This window comes from Providencia vermicola (assembly GCF_020381325.1).
Classification (GTDB): Bacteria; Pseudomonadota; Gammaproteobacteria; order Enterobacterales; family Enterobacteriaceae; genus Providencia; species Providencia vermicola.
Genome location: NZ_JAGSPI010000009.1, coordinates 133321 through 157189, shown reverse-complemented (window position 1 = coordinate 157189; position 23869 = coordinate 133321). Strand labels below are relative to the sequence as shown.

Annotated in this window: 20 protein-coding genes; 6 read left to right on the top strand and 14 right to left on the bottom strand. The window is 42.8% G+C overall.

The features are described from left to right. Window positions 1-192 precede the first annotated feature (192 nt). From nusB to queA, 9 genes are all read right to left on the bottom strand, one after another. The gene (gene nusB, locus KDJ85_RS14635) at window positions 193-609 is read right to left on the bottom strand and encodes a transcription antitermination factor NusB (RefSeq protein WP_036958557.1); all 417 of its coding nucleotides are present in this window, start codon (window positions 607-609) and stop codon (window positions 193-195) included. An 89-nt stretch (window positions 610-698) separates the two neighbouring features. Then, on the bottom strand, window positions 699-1172 hold the full coding sequence (ribH, locus tag KDJ85_RS14630) for a 6,7-dimethyl-8-ribityllumazine synthase (protein WP_206084570.1): 474 nt from the start codon (window positions 1170-1172) through the stop codon (window positions 699-701). 91 nt (window positions 1173-1263) lie between these two features. After that, on the bottom strand, window positions 1264-2376 hold the full coding sequence (gene ribD / locus KDJ85_RS14625; protein ID WP_225820335.1) for a bifunctional diaminohydroxyphosphoribosylaminopyrimidine deaminase/5-amino-6-(5-phosphoribosylamino)uracil reductase RibD: 1113 nt from the start codon (window positions 2374-2376) through the stop codon (window positions 1264-1266). Between the two features lie 8 nt (window positions 2377-2384). Continuing rightward, on the bottom strand, window positions 2385-2834 hold the full coding sequence (gene nrdR, locus KDJ85_RS14620; RefSeq protein ID WP_206084569.1) for a transcriptional regulator NrdR: 450 nt from the start codon (window positions 2832-2834) through the stop codon (window positions 2385-2387). 243 nt (window positions 2835-3077) lie between these two features. Next, window positions 3078-4046, bottom strand: a complete 969-nt coding sequence (secF, locus tag KDJ85_RS14615) for a protein translocase subunit SecF (protein ID WP_225820293.1) — start codon at window positions 4044-4046, stop codon at window positions 3078-3080. Window positions 4047-4056: 10 nt separating this feature from the next. Continuing rightward, window positions 4057-5904 (bottom strand): protein translocase subunit SecD, encoded by a 1848-nt coding sequence (secD, locus tag KDJ85_RS14610; protein ID WP_225820292.1) that lies wholly within the window; start codon window positions 5902-5904, stop codon window positions 4057-4059. Window positions 5905-5930: 26 nt separating this feature from the next. Continuing rightward, a complete protein-coding gene (yajC, locus tag KDJ85_RS14605; protein ID WP_004905542.1) occupies window positions 5931-6263 on the bottom strand; it encodes a preprotein translocase subunit YajC in 333 nt (110 codons plus the stop codon). Between the two features lie 135 nt (window positions 6264-6398). Beyond that, complete coding sequence (gene tgt / locus KDJ85_RS14600) at window positions 6399-7526, bottom strand: tRNA guanosine(34) transglycosylase Tgt (protein WP_225820291.1); 1128 nt, start codon at window positions 7524-7526, stop codon at window positions 6399-6401. 89 nt (window positions 7527-7615) lie between these two features. Further along, window positions 7616-8686, bottom strand: coding sequence for a tRNA preQ1(34) S-adenosylmethionine ribosyltransferase-isomerase QueA (queA, locus tag KDJ85_RS14595; protein ID WP_225820290.1), 1071 nt, complete (start codon window positions 8684-8686; stop codon window positions 7616-7618). A gap of 1100 nt (window positions 8687-9786) precedes the next feature. Here queA and KDJ85_RS14590 point away from each other — a divergent pair. The 4 genes from KDJ85_RS14590 (at window position 9787) to ggt (ending at window position 14004) form a co-directional block, all read left to right on the top strand. Continuing rightward, on the top strand, window positions 9787-10398 hold the full coding sequence (locus KDJ85_RS14590; RefSeq protein ID WP_225820289.1) for an acyl carrier protein phosphodiesterase: 612 nt from the start codon (window positions 9787-9789) through the stop codon (window positions 10396-10398). Between the two features lie 210 nt (window positions 10399-10608). Then, window positions 10609-11211, top strand: a complete 603-nt coding sequence (locus KDJ85_RS14585; protein ID WP_219245721.1) for a peroxiredoxin C — start codon at window positions 10609-10611, stop codon at window positions 11209-11211. A gap of 195 nt (window positions 11212-11406) precedes the next feature. Beyond that, on the top strand, window positions 11407-12027 hold the full coding sequence (locus KDJ85_RS14580; protein ID WP_225820288.1) for a hypothetical protein: 621 nt from the start codon (window positions 11407-11409) through the stop codon (window positions 12025-12027). Between the two features lie 210 nt (window positions 12028-12237). Further along, on the top strand, window positions 12238-14004 hold the full coding sequence (ggt, locus tag KDJ85_RS14575) for a gamma-glutamyltransferase (protein WP_225820287.1): 1767 nt from the start codon (window positions 12238-12240) through the stop codon (window positions 14002-14004). A 42-nt stretch (window positions 14005-14046) separates the two neighbouring features. Here ggt and nadS read toward each other — a convergent pair whose 3' ends face one another. The 5 genes from nadS to phoB form a co-directional block, all read right to left on the bottom strand. After that, entirely contained in the window at window positions 14047-14349 is a 303-nt protein-coding gene (nadS, locus tag KDJ85_RS14570; RefSeq protein WP_225820286.1) for a NadS family protein, read from the bottom strand. A 46-nt stretch (window positions 14350-14395) separates the two neighbouring features. Next, on the bottom strand, window positions 14396-14719 hold the full coding sequence (locus tag KDJ85_RS14565) for a type II toxin-antitoxin system RelE/ParE family toxin (RefSeq protein ID WP_225820285.1): 324 nt from the start codon (window positions 14717-14719) through the stop codon (window positions 14396-14398). Between the two features lie 158 nt (window positions 14720-14877). Further along, window positions 14878-16203, bottom strand: coding sequence for a branched-chain amino acid transport system II carrier protein (gene brnQ / locus KDJ85_RS14560; protein WP_225820284.1), 1326 nt, complete (start codon window positions 16201-16203; stop codon window positions 14878-14880). A 490-nt stretch (window positions 16204-16693) separates the two neighbouring features. Then, window positions 16694-18004, bottom strand: coding sequence for a phosphate regulon sensor histidine kinase PhoR (gene phoR / locus KDJ85_RS14555; protein ID WP_225820283.1), 1311 nt, complete (start codon window positions 18002-18004; stop codon window positions 16694-16696). A gap of 23 nt (window positions 18005-18027) precedes the next feature. Then, entirely contained in the window at window positions 18028-18717 is a 690-nt protein-coding gene (gene phoB, locus KDJ85_RS14550) for a phosphate regulon transcriptional regulator PhoB (RefSeq protein ID WP_206084557.1), read from the bottom strand. A 236-nt stretch (window positions 18718-18953) separates the two neighbouring features. On the opposite strand from phoB, the gene sbcD reads away from it, so the two are divergent. Both sbcD and KDJ85_RS14540 read left to right on the top strand, forming a co-directional pair. Continuing rightward, complete coding sequence (gene sbcD, locus KDJ85_RS14545) at window positions 18954-20165, top strand: exonuclease subunit SbcD (protein WP_225820282.1); 1212 nt, start codon at window positions 18954-18956, stop codon at window positions 20163-20165. A 5-nt stretch (window positions 20166-20170) separates the two neighbouring features. Then, the gene (locus tag KDJ85_RS14540; protein ID WP_225820281.1) at window positions 20171-23854 is read left to right on the top strand and encodes an AAA family ATPase; all 3684 of its coding nucleotides are present in this window, start codon (window positions 20171-20173) and stop codon (window positions 23852-23854) included. The last annotated feature ends 15 nt before the right edge of the window (window positions 23855-23869 follow it).

Below are 23869 nucleotides of genomic sequence, written 5' to 3'. Positions count from 1 at the left end.
TCTGAATAATTCAAGTTACAAATAGGCGGCAATTGACTGCATGTCCTAAAATAGACTAAAACCTGCATCTGAGCCAATTCTAGCCAATACACCTGTAACTTAAAGTATGACGAGCCTATAAGTACAAAGGTAGACTGGAACCCAGCCTACCTCTCGACTACTGTAGTGTTACAGGAGGGAACCCTGATATTATTATTTTTTACGGCGAACCGCAGGTGCCGCTTTATCTAATACACCGTTAACGAATTTATGGCTATCTTCTGCGCCGAATACTTTCGCTAATTCAATACCTTCATTAATTGCGACTTTGTAAGGCACATCTTCACGGAAGCTTAATTCAAACATAGAGACACGTAAAATCGCTTTTTCTACCTGACCCAGCTCTTCGAGTTGACGAGATAAATAAGGCGCCATCAGTTGATCAAGCTTAGTTGCATTGGTCGCAACGCCTGATAACAGTTCACGAAAATAGTTTACGTCAACGTCTGACATGTCCTGTTCAGCAATAAACTCATATTCGACTTCAGCAATTGGATTGCCAGATAATTGCCATGAATAAATGGCCTGTACAGCACACTCACGAGCGCGGCGACGAGCAGCAGGTTTCACAAGATTCCCCTTAAATTTAAAAACTATACACAATAATTTGTGTCGCAAAGAAGTTTACACACACTCCGCGACGTCACATTATTTGTGTATTATTTGCCTTTGATGGCTTTAATCACATTAATCATTTCAAGTGCTGTTAAGGCAGCTTCAGCGCCTTTGTTGCCCGCTTTAGTACCTGCGCGTTCAATAGCTTGCTCGATATTTTCGGTGGTTAGTACACCAAAGGTTACAGGCACTTCGCTATTCATTGCAACATGGGACAGGCCAGAGCTGCACTCACCCGCAACGTATTCAAAATGAGCAGTACCACCACGGATAACCGTACCTAGTGCAATAACGGCATCATATTTTTTAGTTTCAACCAGCGCTTTCGCGGTTAATGGCAGTTCATAGGCACCTGGGACCCAAACGATAGTGATGTTGTCGTTTGAAACCTGGCCAATACGCTCTAACGCATCAACAGCGCCTTCCAGCAGACTATCATTAATAAAGTTGTTAAAACGAGCAATAGCGATAGCAACACGCGCTTTTGGCGCAGCAACAACACCTTTAATTACGTTCATAGTCTTCCTCTAATATTAATTATAACCCGCGGGGCGCGGATTTTATCACATTCTTTCGTTTATCGTATGCGCGAATTTCAAAAAAACGCACTTACCAGACAGGACGTAGCCTGACACGCAGGTCATCACCAACTTTCGTCACATCTGTAAATTCAAACCTTGGCGCATCCACCAAGGCATTTAATGCAGGGAAATCAACCAAACTACGTGCATTGTTACCCAGTAATTTAGGGGCAATATACACAATCAGTTCATCAACAATACCCAGCTTGAGTAACGAACCCGCTAACTTGGCACCTGCTTCAACCCAGATGCTGTTTACGTTACGTTTCGCCAGCTGCATCATTAAAATAACCAGATCAGTGCCATTATCATCAGCGGGAACGGCAATCTGCTCAACTTTTCCTTGCCATGATGCGTTTGTTTCTGGGGTTGCGCGAACTAACCAACACTCACCATCAAGTTGTGTGACTTTATGGTCAGCCGTCACGCGGTTGTGGTTATCCAGCACAATACGAATTGGCTGGCGCACTTGGCTTTCTGGGTAAATGTGTTGAATATCCGCGGGGAGCTCGTTCCAACGCACTGTCAGCGATGGGTCATCCGCAATTACAGTGCTACTGGTGCTTAAGATGGCACTAGCCTGAGCACGAAACACTTGGACATCTTTACGCGCCGCGACACTCGTGATCCACTTACTTTCGCCTGTCTCTAACGCGGTTTTACCATCGAGTGAGGCCGCAAGTTTTAACTGAATATAAGGGAAGCCGGTACGCATGCGTTTTAAGAAGCCACGGTTTGCCGCTTCAGCTTCTTCTAATAAAACATTGCTGCAAGTTTCAATACCCGCTTGAGACAACATGTACAGACCACGCCCAGCAACCTGTGGGTTAGGGTCTTGCATCGCAGCAACAACACGGCTCACGCCTGCGTTAATCAACGCTTCTGCACAAGGTGGTGTGCGGCCATGATGGCTACAAGGTTCAAGGGTGACATACGCCGTTGCCCCTTTTGCTTTCTCGCCCGCCATTCGCAGTGCATGCACTTCCGCATGGGGTTCACCTGCTTTTTGGTGGTAGCCTTCACCAACAATTTCGCCATCAAGCACAATCACACACCCGACGTTCGGATTCGGTGATGTGGTAAAACGGCCAAGACGTGCTAATTCAAAAGCACGCGCCATGTAAATGTTATCTTGTTCAATCATTGGCGCTAGTCCTGTAATTTCGCGATTTCTTCGCCAAACTCACGCACATCTTCAAAACTACGATAAACCGAGGCAAAACGGATATACGCCACTTTATCGAGCTTTTTCAGCTCATCCATTACCAAGCTACCAATTAATTTCGACGGAACTTCACGTTCCCCTGTCGCACGGAGTTGGGACTTAATGGAAATAATGGCTTGCTCAATATCATCAGAGCTAACAGGGCGTTTTTCCAACGCTTTTTGCATACCGCGATTGAGTTTTTCTTCATCAAACGGCTCACGCACTTCATCACTTTTAATGACTCGGGGCATGACAAGTTCTGCCACTTCAAACGTGGTGAAACGTTCATGACAAAGCAAACATTGGCGGCGTCTACGGACTTGAGCACCTTCACCAACCAGACGCGAGTCGATGACTTTCGTATCTACAGCTGAGCAAAATGGGCAATGCATAGCGTTTCCTGAGTCCTATTTACGGAGGGATAGTTTACCCTACTATGCAAGAAAAAACACCTTGTAAGGTAACTTACAAGGTGTTTGTAACTCTTCATATTTCGTGTTGTGAGGGTGTTAGCTGCACTCCGATACCCTAGTCACATAGTTTACTATGTTCCTGGATATCGCTCGCTTGCTGCCTACTCACAACACAAACTATTTTGAGTACTAATTGGCTTAGTTATTTATCGTTTTTAAAAACTAAGGCAATAATGACTCTTGGTCTGCGCCTTCTTTTTCGACTTTTACTTGCATCAAGTGTTCGCGTCTCATCCCCATTTTCAGTGCTAATGCAGAAGCCACGTAAATAGATGAGATAGTACCGATAGTTACACCGATTAACATAACCAGTGAGAAGCCTTCCAGCATCGCGCCGCCGAACAGGTACAGCATCAGAACCACTAATAACGTGGTGGCTGATGTCATGATGGTACGGCTCAATGTTTGCGTCAAAGAGACGTTCATGATTTCGTACGGTGTACCACGACGAATTTTGCGGAAGTTTTCACGGATACGGTCGGAAACAACGATACTGTCGTTCAGCGAGTAACCAATAACCGACATCAATGATGCTACGATGGTCATATCTATCTCAATATGGAACAGAGACAGAATACCCAAGGTAATCACCACGTCATGGGCAAGAGACAATACCGCACCCGCTGCCAAACGCCATTCGAAACGGAAACCGACATAAATCAAAATACAGATAAGCGCAGTTAACAGAGCTAATGCCCCTGTTTGCGCTAGCTCTGCACCGACACTCGGCCCCACGAATTCGATTCGTTTTACAGTGGCTTTATCATCAACGTTTTGGTTGATAATCGTAATAATCTCTTTACCAACTTCTTGACCCGCAGTGCCTTCAATTGGCGGGATACGGATCATGATGTCACGGCTGCTACCAAAGTTTTGAATCAATGGGTCTTTATGGTTCGAGTTAGACAAGCTATCGCGAATTTTATCCAAATCAGCAGGTTGGCTTAGGTTAATCTCAATAACCGTCCCCCCTGTGAAATCCAGACCCCAGTTAAACCCTTTTAGGCCGATAATGACAACTGATGCAACCAATAACAGAGCTGAAATCGTGAAAGCAACGTTGTCCCAGCGCATAAAGTCATAGACTTTACGGCCATAGTTCAATTGTTCAACAGTATAATCCTGTGCCACAACGTGCTCCTTAAATTGACAGCTTGTTAATACGTTTACCGCCATATAGCAGGTTCACAATCGCACGTGTACCTACAATCGCTGTAAACATAGAGGTTGCGACACCAATCGCTGTCGTAATTGCAAAGCCTTTAATCGACCCCGTACCCACTGCATATAGAATGATAGCGGTGATCAATGTCGTTAAGTTTGCATCGATAATACTTGAGAAGGCACCTTTATAACCTTCATGAATCGCTTGCTGAACGGATCGCCCGTTTTTAAGCTCTTCTTTAATACGTTCGTTGATCAGTACGTTGGCATCGACTGCAACCGCAAGGGTTAATACGATACCCGCAATACCTGGCATGGTAAGTGTTGCACCTGGTAACAACGACATCACTCCCACAATTAATACCAAGTTCGCTAACAGCGCGCTGCTCGCAATCAAACCAAATTTACGATAGTAGATAATCATAAACAAGATAGACGCTAACAAACCTGCGATACATGCCTTCAGGCCTTGCTCGATATTTTGCATACCCAGCGTTGGACCGATAGTACGTTCTTCAACGATCTGAATTGGCGCAATCAACGCACCTGCTCGTAATAATAATGAAAGCTGACGTGCCTCATTACCATTATTGATACCAGTAATACGGAATTTGCTACCAAAACGTGCAGAAATACGTGCAGCATTGATAACTTTCTCGTCTTTCACCAAGATTGAACGGCCAGTCGCATCTTTTTTACCGCTGTCTTTATATTCAACAAACAGCGTTGCCATTAGCTTGTCTTGGTTATCACGCGTAAAGTCAGACATGATAGAACCACCCGAACTATCAAGGCTGATGCTCACTTGCGGTGCGCCGTTTTCATCGGCTTCAGAGGTGGAGTCAGTGATATGGTCACCCGTTAAAATAACACGTTTATACAGGACATATGGCGCCCCTTCACGGTCATATTTAACTTCAGAGTCACCTGGTACACGGCCACTTTCTGCAGCGGATGAATCCACACTGGTATTGACAAGGCGGAATTCTAATGTCGCGGTTGCGCCTAAGATTTCTTTAGCGCGTGCTGTATCTTGAATACCCGGCAACTCAACCACAATGCGGTCTGCACCTTGGCGTTGAACTAAAGGCTCAGCAACACCTAATTGGTTTACACGGTTACGGATGATAGTAATGTTTTGAGAAACAGCATAGTTACGAGCTTCACGTAAGCGCTCGTCGGTCATCACAGCGATCATCGTGTTGTCGCTGCCATCATTAAACACGAGGTCTGGGTATTTACGTGCTAATGCTTTTTCTGCTTGGCTACGATCGTCAGCATTACGGAAGCGAACTTCAACGCTGTAATCATTGCCTTTACGAATAGAAGAGTACGCAATGCCTTCTTGACGCAGGTCATTACGCAAACCATCCATGTTTTGTTCCTGCAACTTACCTAATGCAGTGTCCATATCAACTTCCATCAGGAAGTGAACCCCACCACGCAGGTCAAGACCCAGCTTCATCGGCTCACCGCCGACAGCTTCGAGCCACTTAGGCGTCGCAGGTGCAAGGTTTAATGCAACAACATACTGGTCACCCAGTGCATTCATGATGACTTCACGAGCACGTAACTGAACATCAGAGTTGTTGAAACGGGCTAAAATTGCCCCATTTTCCAGAGAGATAGACTTACTCTCAATGTTGTCATCTTGTAACGATTTTTGGACTTGGACCAGCGTTTGTTCATTGGCGGCGGTTCCCCGCACGCCAGTGATCTGAACAGCCGGATCCTCACCATATAGGTTTGGAAGCGCATAAAGCAGACCGATGAGGATCGCAACGATCAACATCAGATACTTCCACAAAGGATAACGGTTTAGCACGGCAGTTCCCTTCGGGAAAATCAGAATTAAATTGCTTTCATTGTGCCTTTAGGTAAAACAGCAGCAACGAAATCACGTTTGATGGTTACTTCTGTGTTCTCACTCAGTTCAAGAACAACATAACCTGTTTCAGACACTTTAGTCACACGTCCGATTAAACCGCCAGTTGTTAAAACTTCATCACCTTTCGTGATAGATTCCATCAATTTACGGTGTTCTTTCGCACGTTTTTGCTGTGGACGCAAAATCATGAAATAGAAGATCAGCGCAAAAACAACAAGCATGATAACCATGGTGTATGGGCTACCCTGCGCTGGTGCACCTGCTGATGCCGCTGCTTCAGAAATAAAAAAACTCATTCAACTTTCCTCATTGTTTTATTGAAAGCAATTTTAAGTACAGACTCTAACTAATTCAGTGCGTTTATATTCGAAGTCTAACGAATAAACCAAGCTAACTATGCTACACAGGTTAGCGTGATTTCGCACTTAAATTCATTCGATATTTAACGAAGGTTCAGCTTTTCCAATCTTTTGATAGAAATCTTTCGCAAACTCTTCGAAATTACCGTCTTCAATGGCTTGGCGGATACCCGCCATTAAACGTTGATAATAACGTAAATTATGGATGGTATTGAGCCTTGCGCCAAGAATTTCATTACATCTATCAAGATGATGCAAGTAAGCACGACTGTAATGACGACAAGTATAGCAGTCACAATCTGCATCGAGCGTTGATGTGTCAGATTTATACTTCGCATTACGGATTTTTACCACGCCATTCGTGACAAATAAATGCCCGTTTCGTGCATTTCGTGTTGGCATCACACAGTCGAACATGTCGATACCACGACGAACACCTTCCACTAAATCTTCCGGTTTGCCGACACCCATTAAATAACGCGGTTTTTCTGCCGGAATTTGTGGGCAAACATGCTCTAAAATACGGTGCATATCTTCTTTCGGTTCGCCAACGGCAAGGCCGCCTACAGCGTAACCATCAAAGCCAATTTCCACCAGCCCCTTAACCGAAATATCACGTAAATCTTCGTAAACACTACCTTGGATGATACCAAACAGGGCATTTTTATTGTTTAACTCGTCAAAACGTTGGCGGCTACGTGCAGCCCAGCGTAGTGACATTTCCATTGAGGTCTTTGCATAATCCCAATCTGCTGGATATGGCGTACATTCGTCAAATATCATCACGATATCTGAACCGAGGTCGTACTGAATTTCCATCGATTTTTCAGGGCTTAAGAAAACTTTCTCACCATTAATTGGATTACGGAAGTGTACGCCTTCTTCTTTAATTTTACGCATCGCGCCAAGACTAAAAACTTGGAAACCACCAGAATCCGTTAAAATCGGGCCTTGCCATTGCATAAAGTCATGGAGGTCACCATGCAACTTCATGATTTCTTGCCCAGGTCGTAGCCATAAGTGGAAAGTATTACCTAGCAGGATTTGAGCGCCCGTCTCTTTCACTTCTTCTGGGGTCATACCTTTTACAGTGCCGTAGGTACCCACTGGCATAAATGCAGGGGTTTCAACCACTCCGCGCTCAAACACTAAACGGCCGCGGCGTGCATTGCCATCAGTCGTTTGTAATTCATATTTCACGTTTGCCTCCAAACATCAGAAAAACAGTCTGATGTTATTGATAGTATTAATTTGCTAAGCAAGCAGCCGATGCCACCGCTTATCACTGATTATTCACCAATTTTTTCGAATTTAGCATCCGCATTGGGGGTGATAAACATCGCATCACCATAGCTAAAGAAACGGTATTGTTCAGCAACCGCTTCTTTGTACGCATTCATTGTGTTTTTATATCCAGCAAATGCAGAAACCAACATGATTAATGTCGACTCTGGCAGATGAAAATTAGTGATGAGTGCATCAATCACCTGATATTCATAACCTGGATAAATAAAAATTTGGGTATCATCAAAAAATGGAGCAATTAAGGCATCTTGGCTGGCTTTTGCCGCGCTTTCCAGTGAGCGAACTGACGTTGTTCCCACAGCAATAACACGGTTACCACGTGCTTTACATGCCAATACCGCATCAACCACATCTTGTGGCACTTCCGCATATTCTGAGTGCATGATGTGGTCTTCAATGGTATCAACACGAACAGGTTGGAACGTCCCCGCACCAACATGTAAAGTAACAAACGCCATTTCGATACCTTTTTGACGCAAAGCTTCAAGCAAAGGCTCATCAAAGTGTAAACCTGCCGTTGGTGCTGCGACAGCCCCTGGTTTTTTGCTATACACGGTTTGATAAAGCTCTTTGTCCGCTTCTTCATCAGGACGGTCGATGTAAGGAGGCAACGGCATATGACCAATTTGGTTCAAAATGCTCAACACATCCCGTTCATCATCAAAACGCAACTCAAATAAGGCTCCATGACGCGCCACCATCGTCGCTTTTACGCTTTCATCTTCACCCAATAGTAGCTCGGCACCTTCTTTCGGTGCTTTCGAAGCACGAACATGTGCTAATACACGGTGCTCGTCCAACATGCGTTCAATGAGAACTTCAATTTTACCGCCGCTGACTTTACGACCAAACAACCTTGCAGGGATCACGCGAGTATTGTTGAATACCAGTAAATCCCCTTTCTCCAATTTTTCTAGAACATCCGTAAAAACACCATGCGTTAGCTGCCCCGATCCGCCATCTAGACTTAATAAGCGGCAAGCGCTACGCTCAGCCTGTGGGTAGTGGGCAATCAGTTCTTCAGGTAATTCAAAAGTAAAATCAGAAACACGCATTGTATTGACATCAATCTAAAAAAACAGGCGACTAGTCTAGTGCCGCACCGCCTTTGGCGCAAGAAATAAGCGCAAAATCGCACAAAAAACCACCATTATTTAACAAATATTTTGTTAGCAAAAAATTCTGTACGCTATTTATCCATTCGATGGATGAATTATTTCAATTTTATTCCGCTTTCATGACAACTTTATTTCTATCATTTTTCATTATTTAGCTAAGTACTAAATAATATCCTATGGATTTCAAATCACAGGTAGGCAGCAAGCAAATTGATCCCTAGGAGCATACACAATTATGTGACTAGGGTCAGTTTGTACCGCTAACACAGCGATAATTTGAAAGACTTAAAGACTTTGATTTTTATCTCAATATTTATACCTCATGAATTTCGAATTAGAGCAAGGCAGCAAGCAAATTGATCCCTAGGAGCATACATAAGTATGTGACTAGGGTCGGTTTGTGCCGCTAACACAGTGATAATTTGAAAGACTTAAAGACTTTGGTTTTTATCTCAATATTTATACCTCATGAATTTCGAATTAGAGCAAGGCAGCAAGCAAATTGATCCCTAGGAGCATACACAATTATGTGACTAGGGTCAGTTTGTACCGCTAACACAGCGATAATTTGAAAGACTTAAAGACTTTGGTTTTTATCTCAATATTTATACCTCATGAATTTCGAATTAGAGCAAGGCAGCAAGCAAATTGATCCCTAGGAGCATACATAAGTATGTGACTAGGGTCGGTTTGTGCCGCTAACACAGTGCGATAATTTGAAAGACTTAAAGACTTTGGTTTTTATCTCAATATTTATACCTCATGAATTTCGAATTAGAGCAAGGCAGCAAGCAAATTGATCCCTAGGAGCATACATAAGTATGTGACTAGGGTCGGTTTGTGCCGCTAACACAGTGATAATTTGAAAGACTTAAAGACTTTGGTTTTTATCTCAATATTTATACCTCATGAATTTCGAATTAGAGCAAGGCAGCAAGCAAATTGATCCCTAGGAGCATACATAAGTATGTGACTAGGGTCGGTTTGTGCCGCTAACACAGCTATAATTTGAAAGGCATCAGGTATACTATAAGGGAATGAATTACCTAGCACACCTCCACCTAGCCCACCTCGCTGACAGCTCCCTGCTCGGCAACACAATGGCTGACTACGTTCGCGGCAACCCTGCGGGACTTTACTCGTCCGAAATTGTCTCTGGCATTATGATGCACCGTGCCGTCGATCGTGTTACTGACACGCATCCTTTGGTCAAAGAAGCCAAGTGGCTGTTTCGTGAGGAATATCGGCGTGTTGCGCCGATCACATTGGATTTAGTGTGGGATCATTTTTTGTCTTTGCATTGGTCGACAATTGAGCCAGCCACTTCATTACCTGAATTTGTGCATTATTGTCGAAATATTATCGAACCTCAGCTTTGTCATACCCCTGAAAAATTTCAGGAGCTAAATGAGTATCTCTGGCCGCAACAATGGTTAATTCGTTACGCAGACAAAAGCTATATCGGTAAATCCCTGAATGGGATGGCGAAAAGAAGGCCTAAACTGAGTGCGCTCAGTGGTTCATTTGATGATTTTTTATTGCAGTATAGTGAACTTGAAAATATTTTCTTTCAATTTTACCCACAAATGATGGCGAGTGCACTGCAACAAATTTTTGTACAAGATGTCACAATACAGGCAAAGGAATAAATTAATGCTTGCACTTTGGCAGAATAAAACTATCTTATTGATATTAATTTATTAAACCAGTACAATTGATAGTTAAAACCTATCACAATAATTGGTTTAAATGTCTTTATTATCAAAAGATAATTTTTTATCCTTTTGGAAGTCTATGTCCGAAAATATATAGTTTTTGTAAAATCTCTCGGACAAAAATCAAACTCATAGGAGTAAATTATGGTTCTGGTAACACGTCAAGCCCCTGACTTTACTGCTGCTGCTGTTTTAGGTAACGGTGAAATCGTTGAAAACTTCAACCTGAAAACCCACCTGAACGGCCGTCCAGCTGTGATCTTCTTCTGGCCAATGGACTTTACTTTCGTTTGTCCTTCAGAGCTGATCGCATTTGACCACCGCTATGAAGAATTCAAAAAACGCGGTGTTGAAATTGTTGGTGTTTCTTTTGACTCTGAGTTTGTTCATAACGCATGGCGTAAAACCCCAGTAGATAACGGCGGTATCGGTGAAGTTAAATACCCGATGGTTGCTGATATCAAACGCGAAATCATGAAAGCTTACGGCATTGAACACCCAGAAGCAGGCGTTGCCCTGCGTGGTTCTTTCCTCGTTGACAAAAACGGTGTTGTTCGTCACCAAGTGGTTAACGACCTGCCATTAGGCCGTAACATTGACGAAATGCTGCGTATGGTTGACGCACTGCAATTCCACGAAGAGCACGGTGATGTTTGCCCAGCTCAGTGGGAAAAAGGAAAAGAAGGTATGAATGCTTCTCCAAAAGGCGTTGCTGACTACCTGACCAAAAACTCTGCAAAACTGTAATCAATCGATTCAGTTTTTCGAAAGCGGGCTAATTGCCCGCTTTTTCTTTTCATAATATCGCCCTAAGAAACATCTCAAACAACCCCAAAATCCCCCTTATCATTTATCTCTGACTATAAACCTTTCCTTATTTATATTACCGTTACAATTAGAATCATTTAATTACAAATAAATAACAAAGTTAGGTATCGGAAAATGAAATTAAAACTCATCACCTCAATCGCCCTCATCAGTGCATTACTTGCTGGATGTGATAACAGCCAAACCGCATCAGAAAGTAACTTCAAAAAGTCTATCCAAGATTACCTCGATACTAAGAAAGCGATTTGTATCAATGTAGAGCCTATGCCAGCAGGCTTTATCACCAAATTCAGCTACCGTAATATTGAGCAACTGGATACTTTAGTGAATGCAGGTTTACTGGCAAAAAGCGAAAAACAAGTCACAGTGAAAGATATGTGGAGTGGTGAGCAAGTGGGGGATGGCGTCGAATATACGTTGACCAGTGAAGGGCAAAAATTTTATAACGAGAAGCAAGCCCAATCTTCAGGCCGTGGCAGTTTCTGCACAGGTAAGCTCGTCGTGAACGAAGTCACTAATTTTACTGAGCCAGCTGAGCGCGGTGGACAGCAGATTTCTATCGCCAACTACACGCAAAAACTGGAGGATGTTGCTGCATGGGCAAAAAATGAAAAAGTGATTGCGGCTTATCCTCAAATTAAATCAGCACAAACACATGCTGAACGTGCACAGCAAAGCCCTCTCATTTTAACCAATAATGGTTGGGTACACATGGCATTGTTTAATAAGAAATAATATACTTCACGGGCTCTTTTTGAGCCCTTTTCCTATCCATATTTAAATCCTACTTATTGATAAATAACCCTACCCAGTTAACACTTCTTAACTCAAATATTCAACGTTCTGCACTATTGTATGCTATACATTAAAAACACAAATAATTAACAAATTATTCATAATATTGATTTGTGTTACATCAAACCTTACCTTAACTGGGAGATACGAATGATCAGAACATCATTACGCCCTGCTGCTTTATTAGTTTCCTTATTATTTTCAAGTCAGCTCTTTGCTGCATCAGAACCCGCCGTTGAAGCCCAAAAAGGCATGGTTGTTTCATCACAACATTTAGCCTCACAAATCGGGGCTGATATCCTGAAATCTGGTGGTAACGCAGTGGATGCCGCAGTGGCAGTTGGCTATGCCCAAGCGGTTGTAAACCCATGTTGTGGCAATATTGGCGGTGGTGGCTTTATGACCATTCACTTGGCTGATGGTAAAGACCTATTCATCAATTTTAGAGAAACCGCCCCTGCCGCAGCAAGTGCAGACATGTATCTTGATAAAGACGGCAAGTTAATCAAAGACGCCAGCCTGTATGGCTACCTCGCATCTGGTGTACCAGGTACCGTCAAAGGCCTTGATTATGCATTAGAAAAATACGGTACAATGAGCCGACAACAAGTGATGGAGCCTGCAATTAAACTTGCCAGAGAAGGCTTCACCCTAACCCGTGCAGATACCGATGTGCTGGATACAACCACCGAGCGCTTTAAACAAGACCCTGAAGTTGCGCGCATATTCTTAAAGCCTGATGGTAGTGCTTTCCAGCCCGGTGACTTATTGGTACAAACCGATTTAGCCAATACCCTTGAAAAAATTGCTAAAAATGGGCCATCTGCTTTCTATGAAGGTGAAATACCAAAAGCGGTCGAGGAAGCCTCAAAGAAGAATGGAGGCATACTAACAGCCAAAGATTTTGCTGATTTTACTATTACTGATACAGCACCAGTTAGCTGCACTTATAGAGGCTATCAATTCATTTCTGCACCACCACCAAGCTCTGGTGGCGTAACTATCTGCCAAACCTTAAATATTTTAGAGGGTTATGACCTTAAAGAGATGGGTTTTAATTCTGCTGAGTATGTTCATACCCTGACTGAAGCCATGCGCCACGCCTATATGGACCGAAATACGTTTCTTGGCGACCCTGAGTTTGTGGATAACCCAACCGAAAAATTGTTAAGCAAAGCCTACGCCGAAGAGCTGCGCAAAGAAATCAAGCCAAACCAAGCGACACCGTCAACGCAAGTTCAGCCAGGGATGGGGCCTCATGAAAAGCCAGAAACAACCCATTACTCGGTTGTTGATGAAAAAGGAAATGCCGTTTCAACCACTTACACAATCAACGGTCGATTTGGCTCCGTGGTTATCCCGCCAGGAACAGGGTTCTTCCTTAATGATGAAATGGACGATTTCACGACAAAAGTTGGAGAGAAAAACCTTTATGGCTTAGTACAAGGTGAACGAAATTCTATCGCGCCGGGTAAACGCCCACTTTCATCAATGAGCCCAACTATTGTCACCAAAGATGGCAAAGTATTCTTAGTGCTTGGCTCACCGGGAGGCTCACGGATTATTTCTATCACCCTGCAAACTGCTTTGAATATCATTGACCACGGTATGCCACCACAAGAAGCTGTCAATGCACCGCGTATTCACCATCAATGGCTACCTGATGAGGTGTATTACGAAGAGCGTGGTGTGTCGAAAGATAGCTTAGCCCTCCTCGATAAGATGGGCTATAAGATGGTTGAGCAAACACCTTGGGGTGCCGCTGAGCTAATCATGGTTGCTATCCCTGATGGTGCTGGCGTCAGTGCTAAGTCATCGGGTAATGACTCCGCTGTTTCTGGCAAAGTCCGCGAAGGCTTTATTTACGGCTCTAATGATGTTCGCCGACCAGCGGGTAGCGCCGTCGGCGTGAATTAATTCAGCGTAATAAAACCAAGCCCTGTACTATCATGGGCTTGGTTAAATCCGAATATCCCTTAACTCATCGATAATGCAGGGTTTCTTTTCAATAAGAAATAAAATTTTGAGTGCCATGCCCGATGGGAATCTACGCTTTTGCTCCCAACTACGGACTAAATCCACACTTGAGCCAATCGCCTCAGCAAACTCTTGTTGCTTCATTCCAACATGTTTGCGAATCGCTTTGACATCTGGTAATTCGAGACGATGAACATTTTCGCTATCTGGAATCAGTTCGCCATTTTCAATGGCGACCATTTCTTCCAAACTACTCACTAAGTCATCAAAAAGTTTTTTTTCCATACCGTTCTTCCCATGATAGAAAGGTTTAATTCCATTTAGTCTCAAATTAAGCAAGCTTTTGAATAATAGACCTTAAGACAGTTTTTTCTTGCTCTTTTAAATCATCCTTTCCATTTTTAGCGTAAATCAGAAGCAGATACAGTCTACCACTGATTGCTCTTGTATAATAAATCACCCTAACACCACTACGTTTGCCTTTATTTAATAGGCTCCAACGTATTTTTTTACATCCGCCAGTGCGACTTATCGTGTCACCATATTCATAGTTTTCTAACAAAAATGTCTGAAATAATTGAAACTCATCATCATCCATTAATAACTTTCGCTCACGACTAAATACTGTCGTTTCAATAAGCTCTAAGTAGTTCATCTGCACCTCCTTGCGCATACACACCACTTTATTCGTACGGAGTACCAATTTCAACAAGAAAGATTGGATACTTATTTGATAAATACATTTCAGTTTTGAGTACACTCAAAAAGAAAAAGGGAGCCAATCGGCTCCCTTTTATTCGATAATTCAGATAATTAAACTTGTTTATGCTGCACTGCTGGTGACACCACTTTGTCACAAACAATCGCGACAACCAAGACGACAAGCGTAGGTAATACCCAAACTAAATCCTGTTTATACAATGGCATCGCTGTCATCCACTCTGGGATATAGACTTTCAAATGTTCGGACGCTTTCACCGCACCAATTAAACCGACCACAAAGCTTACCAGCATCGTTGGGGCTATCACCACCGTTGGATTTTTCCACCATTTCAATGTAAAGCTCAGTAAGATCAAAACAATACAAGGAGGGTAAATTGAAACCAGTACAGGTAGTGAAAAGGCAATTAACTTACTTAAACCTAAGTTTGAGATGACCATAGAGAAAATACCTAAGATCAACACAAGCTTACGGTAAGAAATTGGCACGTAGCGGCTAAAAAACTCCGCACAAGCACAGGTCAAGCCAACCGCAGTCACCATACAAGCCACAAAAATCAATACCGCAAGGAAGAAGCTACCGTAGCCACCAAACGTGTATTGCACATAAGTGTGTAGGATATCCGCACCATCTTCTGGATTTGGGATTAGCGAGCCACTGTTTTCACCCAGTTTGAACAAGGATAAATACACCAGCGTCAACAGTACCCCTGCAATTAAGCCTGCCCACATGGTGTAGCGAGTGAGTAATGATGAGTTTTCGATACCCCTTGAACGCGCCGCATTTACGATAACAATACCAAACACCATCGCCCCGAGGGTATCCATAGTGAGGTAACCGTTAATAAAGCCATTTGAGAAGGCCATATCACGGTAGTCTACCGTTGACGGAATTGGATCGCCCGCGGGCCACATCACCGCTGCAACACCCAAAATAGCCAATGCCAGCATTTTAACAGGCGCCAAAATGTGCCCTACGCTATCCAGTAGTTTCCCTGGATACAGCGAAATACCAATCACTAGCACAAAATACACCGCGCTATAGATAAACAGTAACATATCAGATTCGCCGCCAAATAATGGTGCGATCCCGACTTTATACGATACTGTTGCAGTTCTTGGTGTGGCGAATAACGGGCCGACAGATAAATAAGCGACTACCGCTAGCAGTAAACCCGCTGTTTTCCCCACTGGCGTACTCAGGGCTTCAATTCCCCCCCCAACTTTCGCCAATGCAATAACGGTTAATACAGGTAGACCCACACCCGTGACTAAAAAGCCAAGTGCGGCGGTCCAAACTTGTTCCCCTGCCTGTAAGCCAACCATCGGAGGGAAAATAATATTGCCTGCCCCGACAAATAACGCAAAGGTCATAAAACCTAATGCGATGATATCTCTTGATGATAAACGATGAGCCATATTATGTTAATTTTTAGTAGCGAAAATAAAAAATTACGGGTATGCACTTAGCAACCCTTTGAAATATATATAGCGAGATAGAATTCTGATAAACATACTATTAACAATATAAAAAGTATGCCTGCTTGCCTATGACAAAACGAAAAATCAAAAAACAGAAAAAATCGCCAATAACTGACAACAAGTAGAACTTTTATAGGGCAAAAAGGCAATAGCAAACCCGAAAACAAGAGGAAATAACTAAACTAATTTTCAGAACCAGTGATTCCTTTCAGTAAAATCACAATACTCGTTATATGATTTGCTCGAAAAATAATCAACTCATCATTTTGTCATTCATTTTTTTTACTAACTGGTAGGATATATAATATCAAAACCATTAATTGGCAGGATAATATAAAAAAATAATGTATTAACAGAATTAATTAATAGATAAACAAGTAGGATCCACTTTATTAATAATTTGATTATATTAACAAAGTGGAATCATTTAGGATTTTTTTAATTTTTTATCATCAACGATTAGCACTGGCGGTAAAGTAAATGAGAACTCACTCCCTTTACCGACTTGGCTAGTGACCACTAGCTGGCTGCTATGGTGCTGAACAGCATGTTTCACAATAGCCAACCCAAGCCCTGTTCCACCACCACCTTGACGTGAACGCGCTTTATCCACACGGTAAAAACGCTCTGTCAAACGAGGAAGATGCTCTGACGGGATCCCTGGCCCGTTATCCTTCACACTAAATTGAGCGCCAAGACTGGTTTTGCGCCAATCCACACAAATTATGGTGCCTTCAGGCGTATGGTTAATAGCGTTATACACTAAGTTCGCCACAGCACTGCGCAGTTGCTCCTCATTGCCATGTACTCGCAGTGATTCATCGATATTAAACTCAAATTTCTGGCGGCCTTGGCTTAAACTTAACGCTTCTTGCTCTATCATTTTGAGGATAACAGGAATGTTTACCTGCTCATCAAGGTTGATTTGCGGGGCTATTTCAATACGGGATAACTGCAAAAGCTGTTTAACCAAATTATCCATTCTATGGGCTTGCTCTTGCATCACATTCAGCGCTTTTTTATTGACAGCTGGCATACCTTCCTGGTCATCCATCACCTCAAGATATCCCTGAATAACGGTAAGTGGTGTGCGCAATTCGTGGCTAACGTTAGCAAAAAAATCCCTACGCGCTTTCTCCAACCGACGTTTTTCAGTGACATCTCGTGCCACCATCAGTAGCTGCCCTTCGGTATAAGGCAAGATACGGAACTCAACAATTTCCCCACTATTAAGCTCAATGGTTAATGCTTGGTCGTAGCTTTTGATTGAAAAATAACGACTAAAGTCCGGGTAGCGTAATAAATTAAAAATATGTTGGCCATTATCTTCTGGCCAGCGAAAACCTAACAAAGCCTGAGCGTGGCGATTACACCAAAAAATATTGCCCTCAGTGGTCATCATCACAACAGCGTCGGGTAAAGACTCAGCGCCACTACGAAAACGTTTAATCAATTGCCCTAATTCGCGGCGGCGTTTACGGTTACGCTGCTGCATCTGGTAAATACCGTAAAATATCGGCTCCCAGCCCCCTCGCCCTTCAGGTGGTAACATACTTTTATCCAGCCAAAGCCAATAAGAGAGCTTCAGTAAGTTATAGCCATGCCACACAAGCGCTGCTAATAATGAAATCACTAACAGCCAAGACAAGTGTCCGATAAAAACGGACAAAATGAGCGCGGGTAAGATAAATAAAAACAGCCCCCAAACCAGCTGTTTAATCGATAAGCGTTCAAGCACGCATGTCTCTCCCTAGTTTGTCGTTAATAACGAACAGAGAAACGGTAACCCGTACCGCGTACTGTTTGCACCATTTTATCATGACCTTCAGTTTCTAGCGCTTTTCTTAAACGCCGAATGTGCACATCCACCGTTCTATCTTCGACATAAACGTTCGCACCCCACACATAATTCAAGAGCTGCTCACGGCTGTATACACGCTCAGGGTGCGTCATAAAGAAATGCAGAAGCTTATATTCCGTTGGCCCCATATCAATCGGGGTGTCATTACTTGTCACTCGGTGGGAGGTTGGGTCTAACGTTAACCCATTCATTTCGATGATATCTTCTGTCGACATCGGAGAGATCCGACGGAGGATAGCTTTAACGCGAGCAATTAACTCTTTCGGGGAAAACGGCTTAATCAAATAATCATCAGCGCCGACTTCAAGCCCTTTCACACGATCTTCTTCTTCTCCGCGTGCTGTTAACATCATCACGGGAACATCACGCGTCGCGCTATCGCGCTTCATATGTTTAATCACTTGGAGACCTGAACCACCAGGGATCATCCAATCCAATAAAACCAAATCAGGGAGAGGATCAACTAGCTGTGCAATTGCGCTGTCATAATCATCAGCTTCAATTGGCTGAAAACCATTCTGTTCTAATACAAAACAAACCATTTCTCGGATGGGCGCTTCATCTTCAACCACTAGAATGCGTCTTGCCATGATTGTTCCTGTAAATAAGAAGACATTGTTAATGTGAACGCATTATGCGTCACTTTTATGACAGAATTATGAATGTCTATTCGCAAATCAAATATTTCTCCTTATATTAGCGGGTAAATGTCATCTAAGTGAAATAATTCCGCCATAACACGAGAAAAACACGAGGTTTTGATAGGATCAGGTATACTGGATAGCAGTAATTTATGCCCTTTATCAAAGACAGGAACGGATGGCTCATGCGCATTATTCACACCTCTGACTGGCATCTTGGCCAATACTTTTTTACCAAAAGCCGTGCGCCTGAGCACCAACACTTTTTAGATTGGTTAGTAAACCAAGTCGAAATTCATCACGTTGATGCCGTTATCGTAGCAGGGGATATTTTTGATACGGGCTCACCACCGAGCTATGCCCGCGAGTTATATAATAAATTTATTGTGGATTTGCAAAAAACAGGTTGCCAGTTGGTCATTTTGAGCGGCAACCACGATTCCGTCTCCGTTCTGAATGAATCAAGCGCATTATTAAGCTACCTCAATACCCAAGTGGTCACCTCTGGCAGTGAACCGAATGTTATCACTCTACACAATAAACAATCGCAACCCATCGGCCTCGTGTGTGCCATTCCTTTTTTACGCCCTCGGGATATTCAATTGAGCGTTGCAGGGCAAAGTATTGAAGAAAAACAGCTTTCGCTACAAACCGCTATTCATGACCATTACCTCGCCAGCTACCAATTTGCCCTCGAACAACGCGCAATGCTCGACGTGGATATTCCAATTATTGCCACGGGGCATTTGACTGTCATTGGTGCAGAATTAACTGATTCCGTGCGTGATATTTATATTGGCACATTAGAAGCCTTCCCTTCAGGGGCCTTCCCCCCTGCAGATTATATTGCTCTTGGCCATATTCATCGCCCTCAAGTGATTGGCGGAAAACAACATATTCGCTATTGCGGATCCCCTATTGCCCTCAGTTTTGATGAAACTGCCCAACAAAAAAGTGTCTGTTTAGTTGAATTCACAGGCAGTGAATTAACCGAAATCACCCCGTTAGCGATCCCTATTTTTCAGCCCTTACAGACGATTAAAGGCTCATTAAAAGAAATAGAACAACAACTTAGTGTATGGCAAGACTACCAAGGCGAAAATGCAGTTTGGTTGGATATTGAGGTAGCTTCTCAAGATTATCTCGCTGATATTCAACAACGCATCGAAACACTCACACAAAACCTTCCCGTTGAAGTCGTGTTACTGCGCCGTGCGAGAAAGCAAAAACAAGGACAAAACCTTGCGTTGGCCAATGAAACCCTGAATGAACTTACAGTAGAAGAGGTTTTCTTACGCCGCCTTAGCGAAGAAACGCTAGAAGACCCTGAACGTGAACAGCGTCTAACCCAACTTTTCCAACAATCCTACGACGCATTACGCCAAGAGCAAGGGTAATTGATATGAAAATCTTAAGCTTACGTCTCAAAAATATTAATTCTCTCAAAGGTGAATGGAAAATCGACTTTACGCAAGAGCCGTTTGCCAGTCAGGGGCTATTTGCTATCACAGGCGCAACAGGCGCGGGGAAAACCACCCTATTGGATGCCATTTGCTTAGCGCTATATCATCGGACGCCACGGTTAGATTCAATTTCCGCAAGCCAAAACGAGCTGATGACCCGCCACACCGGGGACTGCCTTGCTGAAGTGGAATTTGAAGTCAAAGGTACGGCTTATCGCGCATTTTGGAGCCAACGCCGCGCAGGGAATAAACCCGATGGCAACTTGCAACCACCGAAAGCGGAACTTGCCCAAGTCGCTGATGGTAAAATCATTACTGTTAAGGTCTCTGAAATTCGCGACCAAATTGCTAAAATTACAGGGTTAGATTTCGGTCGTTTTACAAAATCAATTTTGTTATCACAAGGGGATTTTGCGGCTTTCTTAAATGCCTCAGAAAAAGAGCGTGCAGACCTGCTTGAAGAAATTACAGGCACAGAAATCTATAGCCAAATCTCCAAATATATTTTTAACCAACACAAACAGGCAAAAACGGATTTAGATCTCTTAAAAGCCAGAGCACAGAGTATTAATTTACTTACGGAATCAGAACACCAAGAGCTGCTAGAACAGCAAAATACATTACTGAAACACGAAACTGAAATAAAGCGAAAGCGTGCACAACATCAACAGGAACTCAATTGGTGGCAGCAGCACAACCAGCTCACGGTGAGATTACAATCACTTGATAATCAACTAAAAAATGCCCAACTTGAATACCAAACGGCGCAACCACAACTAAAGAAACTGTCGAATGGCGAACCTGCGGAGTCGCTACGTCCTCTTTGGCAAAATATTGAAAGCCTACAGAGGCAACTCACTGAATACACAGAACAACAACAGCAGTTACAACTCAATCTGAAAAAACAACAGGCCGAACGAACGCCGCTACAAGCCACACTTATTCAATCTCAGGATGAATATCGCAAACATATTGATTTTGTAAAACAACAAAACCAAATGATTGATGAAACAGTTCGTCCTCTCGATAACCAAATTTTGCAGTTAACGCAGCAGCAACATGAATTAAAACAACAAATAGCTGAAAAGCAGGTAACTTTTGAACAAAAACAACAGTGGATAAATGAGACACAAGGCCAGATACAACAAGCAACTCATCAACTTAACGAGTTGAACATATTTCTAAATGAAAAACAAAAAGATGCAGATATCAGCGCTCAAATAGGCAGTTGGAAACAGCAAGGACGTTTTCTTTTTGAATTAGAAGATCAGCTCAATACCTTGTTACAGAAACAAAAGAAACTCTCAAACGAAATTGAACAACTGCAAGCAGATAAACAAAAACGCACAGAAGAATTAACACAAACTACATCCACCTTAGAAAAACACACGCTCACGTTTAAAAAACAAGAACAGCAATACAAAGCCGAGCAAGAGAAATATGATATTTACGCAGTTAATCAACAGATTGAGCAACTGCAAACGCGTTTGCAGCATGCCAAATTATTGCCGTTAATGTTGTCACAGTACCTTAGTGCGCAAGCCCAATTACAGCAACACAGTCAGCAACATACTGATTTACAGCAACAGAGCAGCCAAACACAAAAAGAACGCGAACTGATTGAGTCTCAAATCAATGAGTTGGCACCTCGCATCAAACTAACCAATGAAAAGTACCAATTAGAACAGAAAATTGTCAGTTTAGAGCAAGAACGTCAGCAACTCGTTTCAGGAAAACCGTGCCCACTATGTGGCTCTACAGAACATCCAGCGGTACAAACATACCAATCCATTCACCTGAGCGAAACACAACAGCAACTCATTCACTTAACTGAGCAGCTTGACCACCTTAAGCAACAACAAACTAAGTTAGCCACGCTATGCGAAACACAGCAGCTACGCCACAAAGAGCAATCACAACAACTGCAACAAACCACAGCTCACCTAGATAGCTTGGTTCATAATTGGAAAAAAATATGTGAGCAAGCACTTACACCTGAATTAGCACTGAACGAGCAGGCTGTGACTGCATTTATCAATGAGCTAACCACTAAACTGACACAACAACAAAAAATCACCCATGAATTCACAACACTAGAACGTGAATATCAGCAAGCTAAGCAGTTGCAGCACGACCAGCAAACGTATTTATCTCAACAACAAGCAGGCCTTTCTCTCGTTGAAGAGCGATTAAAATATCAAACCCAATTATTTGATGAATCGCAGAGAGAACTGGCTCAGTTACAGCAACGAAAAAATGAACAAACTGAGCAATTTCAAACAGCTCTAGTCCATTTTGATCTGAACTTACCAGAAAGTAAAAACTTTGATAAATGGGTGAGTGATATCACTCAACGTGGTGAGTTTTACAATACTCAAAAAGTCACCGCGCAGGCTCTAAACCAAAAAATTGAGGTCACGAGCGCCACGCTTAAATCAGAGTCCGAACAATTAAAGCAGCTCAATCAGCAAATTGAAAAAGAAGAAACCCAATTTAAACAAGCGAATATAGTCCTTCAACAAAAAAATGCGGAGCGCAAAACGCAACTTTCAGGGCTACCTATCCCTCTATTTATCCAGCGGATGAATACTCAACAAGAGGCGCTTTCGTTAGCTCAAGAACAACTTAGTCAACAGCTAAATGAAGTTGATAAAAATATTGCCTCTCTTAATGGTCGCTTGCAGGAGATTATCAAGACACTCAATAAAGCCAAATTAGAACATCAACAAGCGCAAGAACAATTTGATGATGCACTGGCAAAAAGCCCATTTAGCACACAACAAACCTTCCTTGAGGCATTGTTAAACCTTGAAGAAAAACAACAGTTAGAAGCGTTAAAGCAACGAGTCAGCCAAACACTATTGCAAAGTGAGACCCGCCACCAAGAAGGCATGCAAGCACTCGAAGCCCTTAGTCAGCAGCGTTCTGCAGACTTCTCGTCACTTTCTGAAGCTCAATTACACGACATTATCACAACCCTCGATGAGGAAATTAAACAATATAACCAACAACAAGGGCGCATTATTAATCGCTTAGATACCGATAGACAACAACGCCACCAGCAACAAGATTTACTGCAAGAAATAGAAAAAAGCCAACTCAGTTACGATGATTGGAGTTATTTAAATGCACTCATTGGTTCCGCTGAAGGGGATAAATTTCGCCGTTATGCACAAGGCCTAACGCTTGATTGTTTGGTGACGTTAGCCAACCAACAACTCGATAAGCTTCATGGTCGCTATATATTGCAACGTAGCCACCAAGCTAACCTAGAGTTACAAGTTATCGACAGCTGGCAGGCAGATTCTGTCAGAGATATCAAAACGTTATCTGGAGGGGAAAGCTTCCTTGTTAGTTTGGCATTAGCACTGGCGCTTTCAGACATGGTCAGCAACCGTACACAATTAGAGTCACTATTTCTAGATGAAGGGTTTGGTACTTTGGATGCCGAAACGCTAGATATTGCCCTTGATGCTCTTGAAAGCCTGAATGCTTCTGGGAAAATGATTGGCGTTATTAGTCATGTAGAAGCGATGAAAGAGCGTATTCCAGTACAGATTAATGTGAAAAAAGCCAATGGCCTTGGTTTTAGCGAGCTACCACCTCAATATCGGCTAAATTAGTCAAGAAAATGGAGA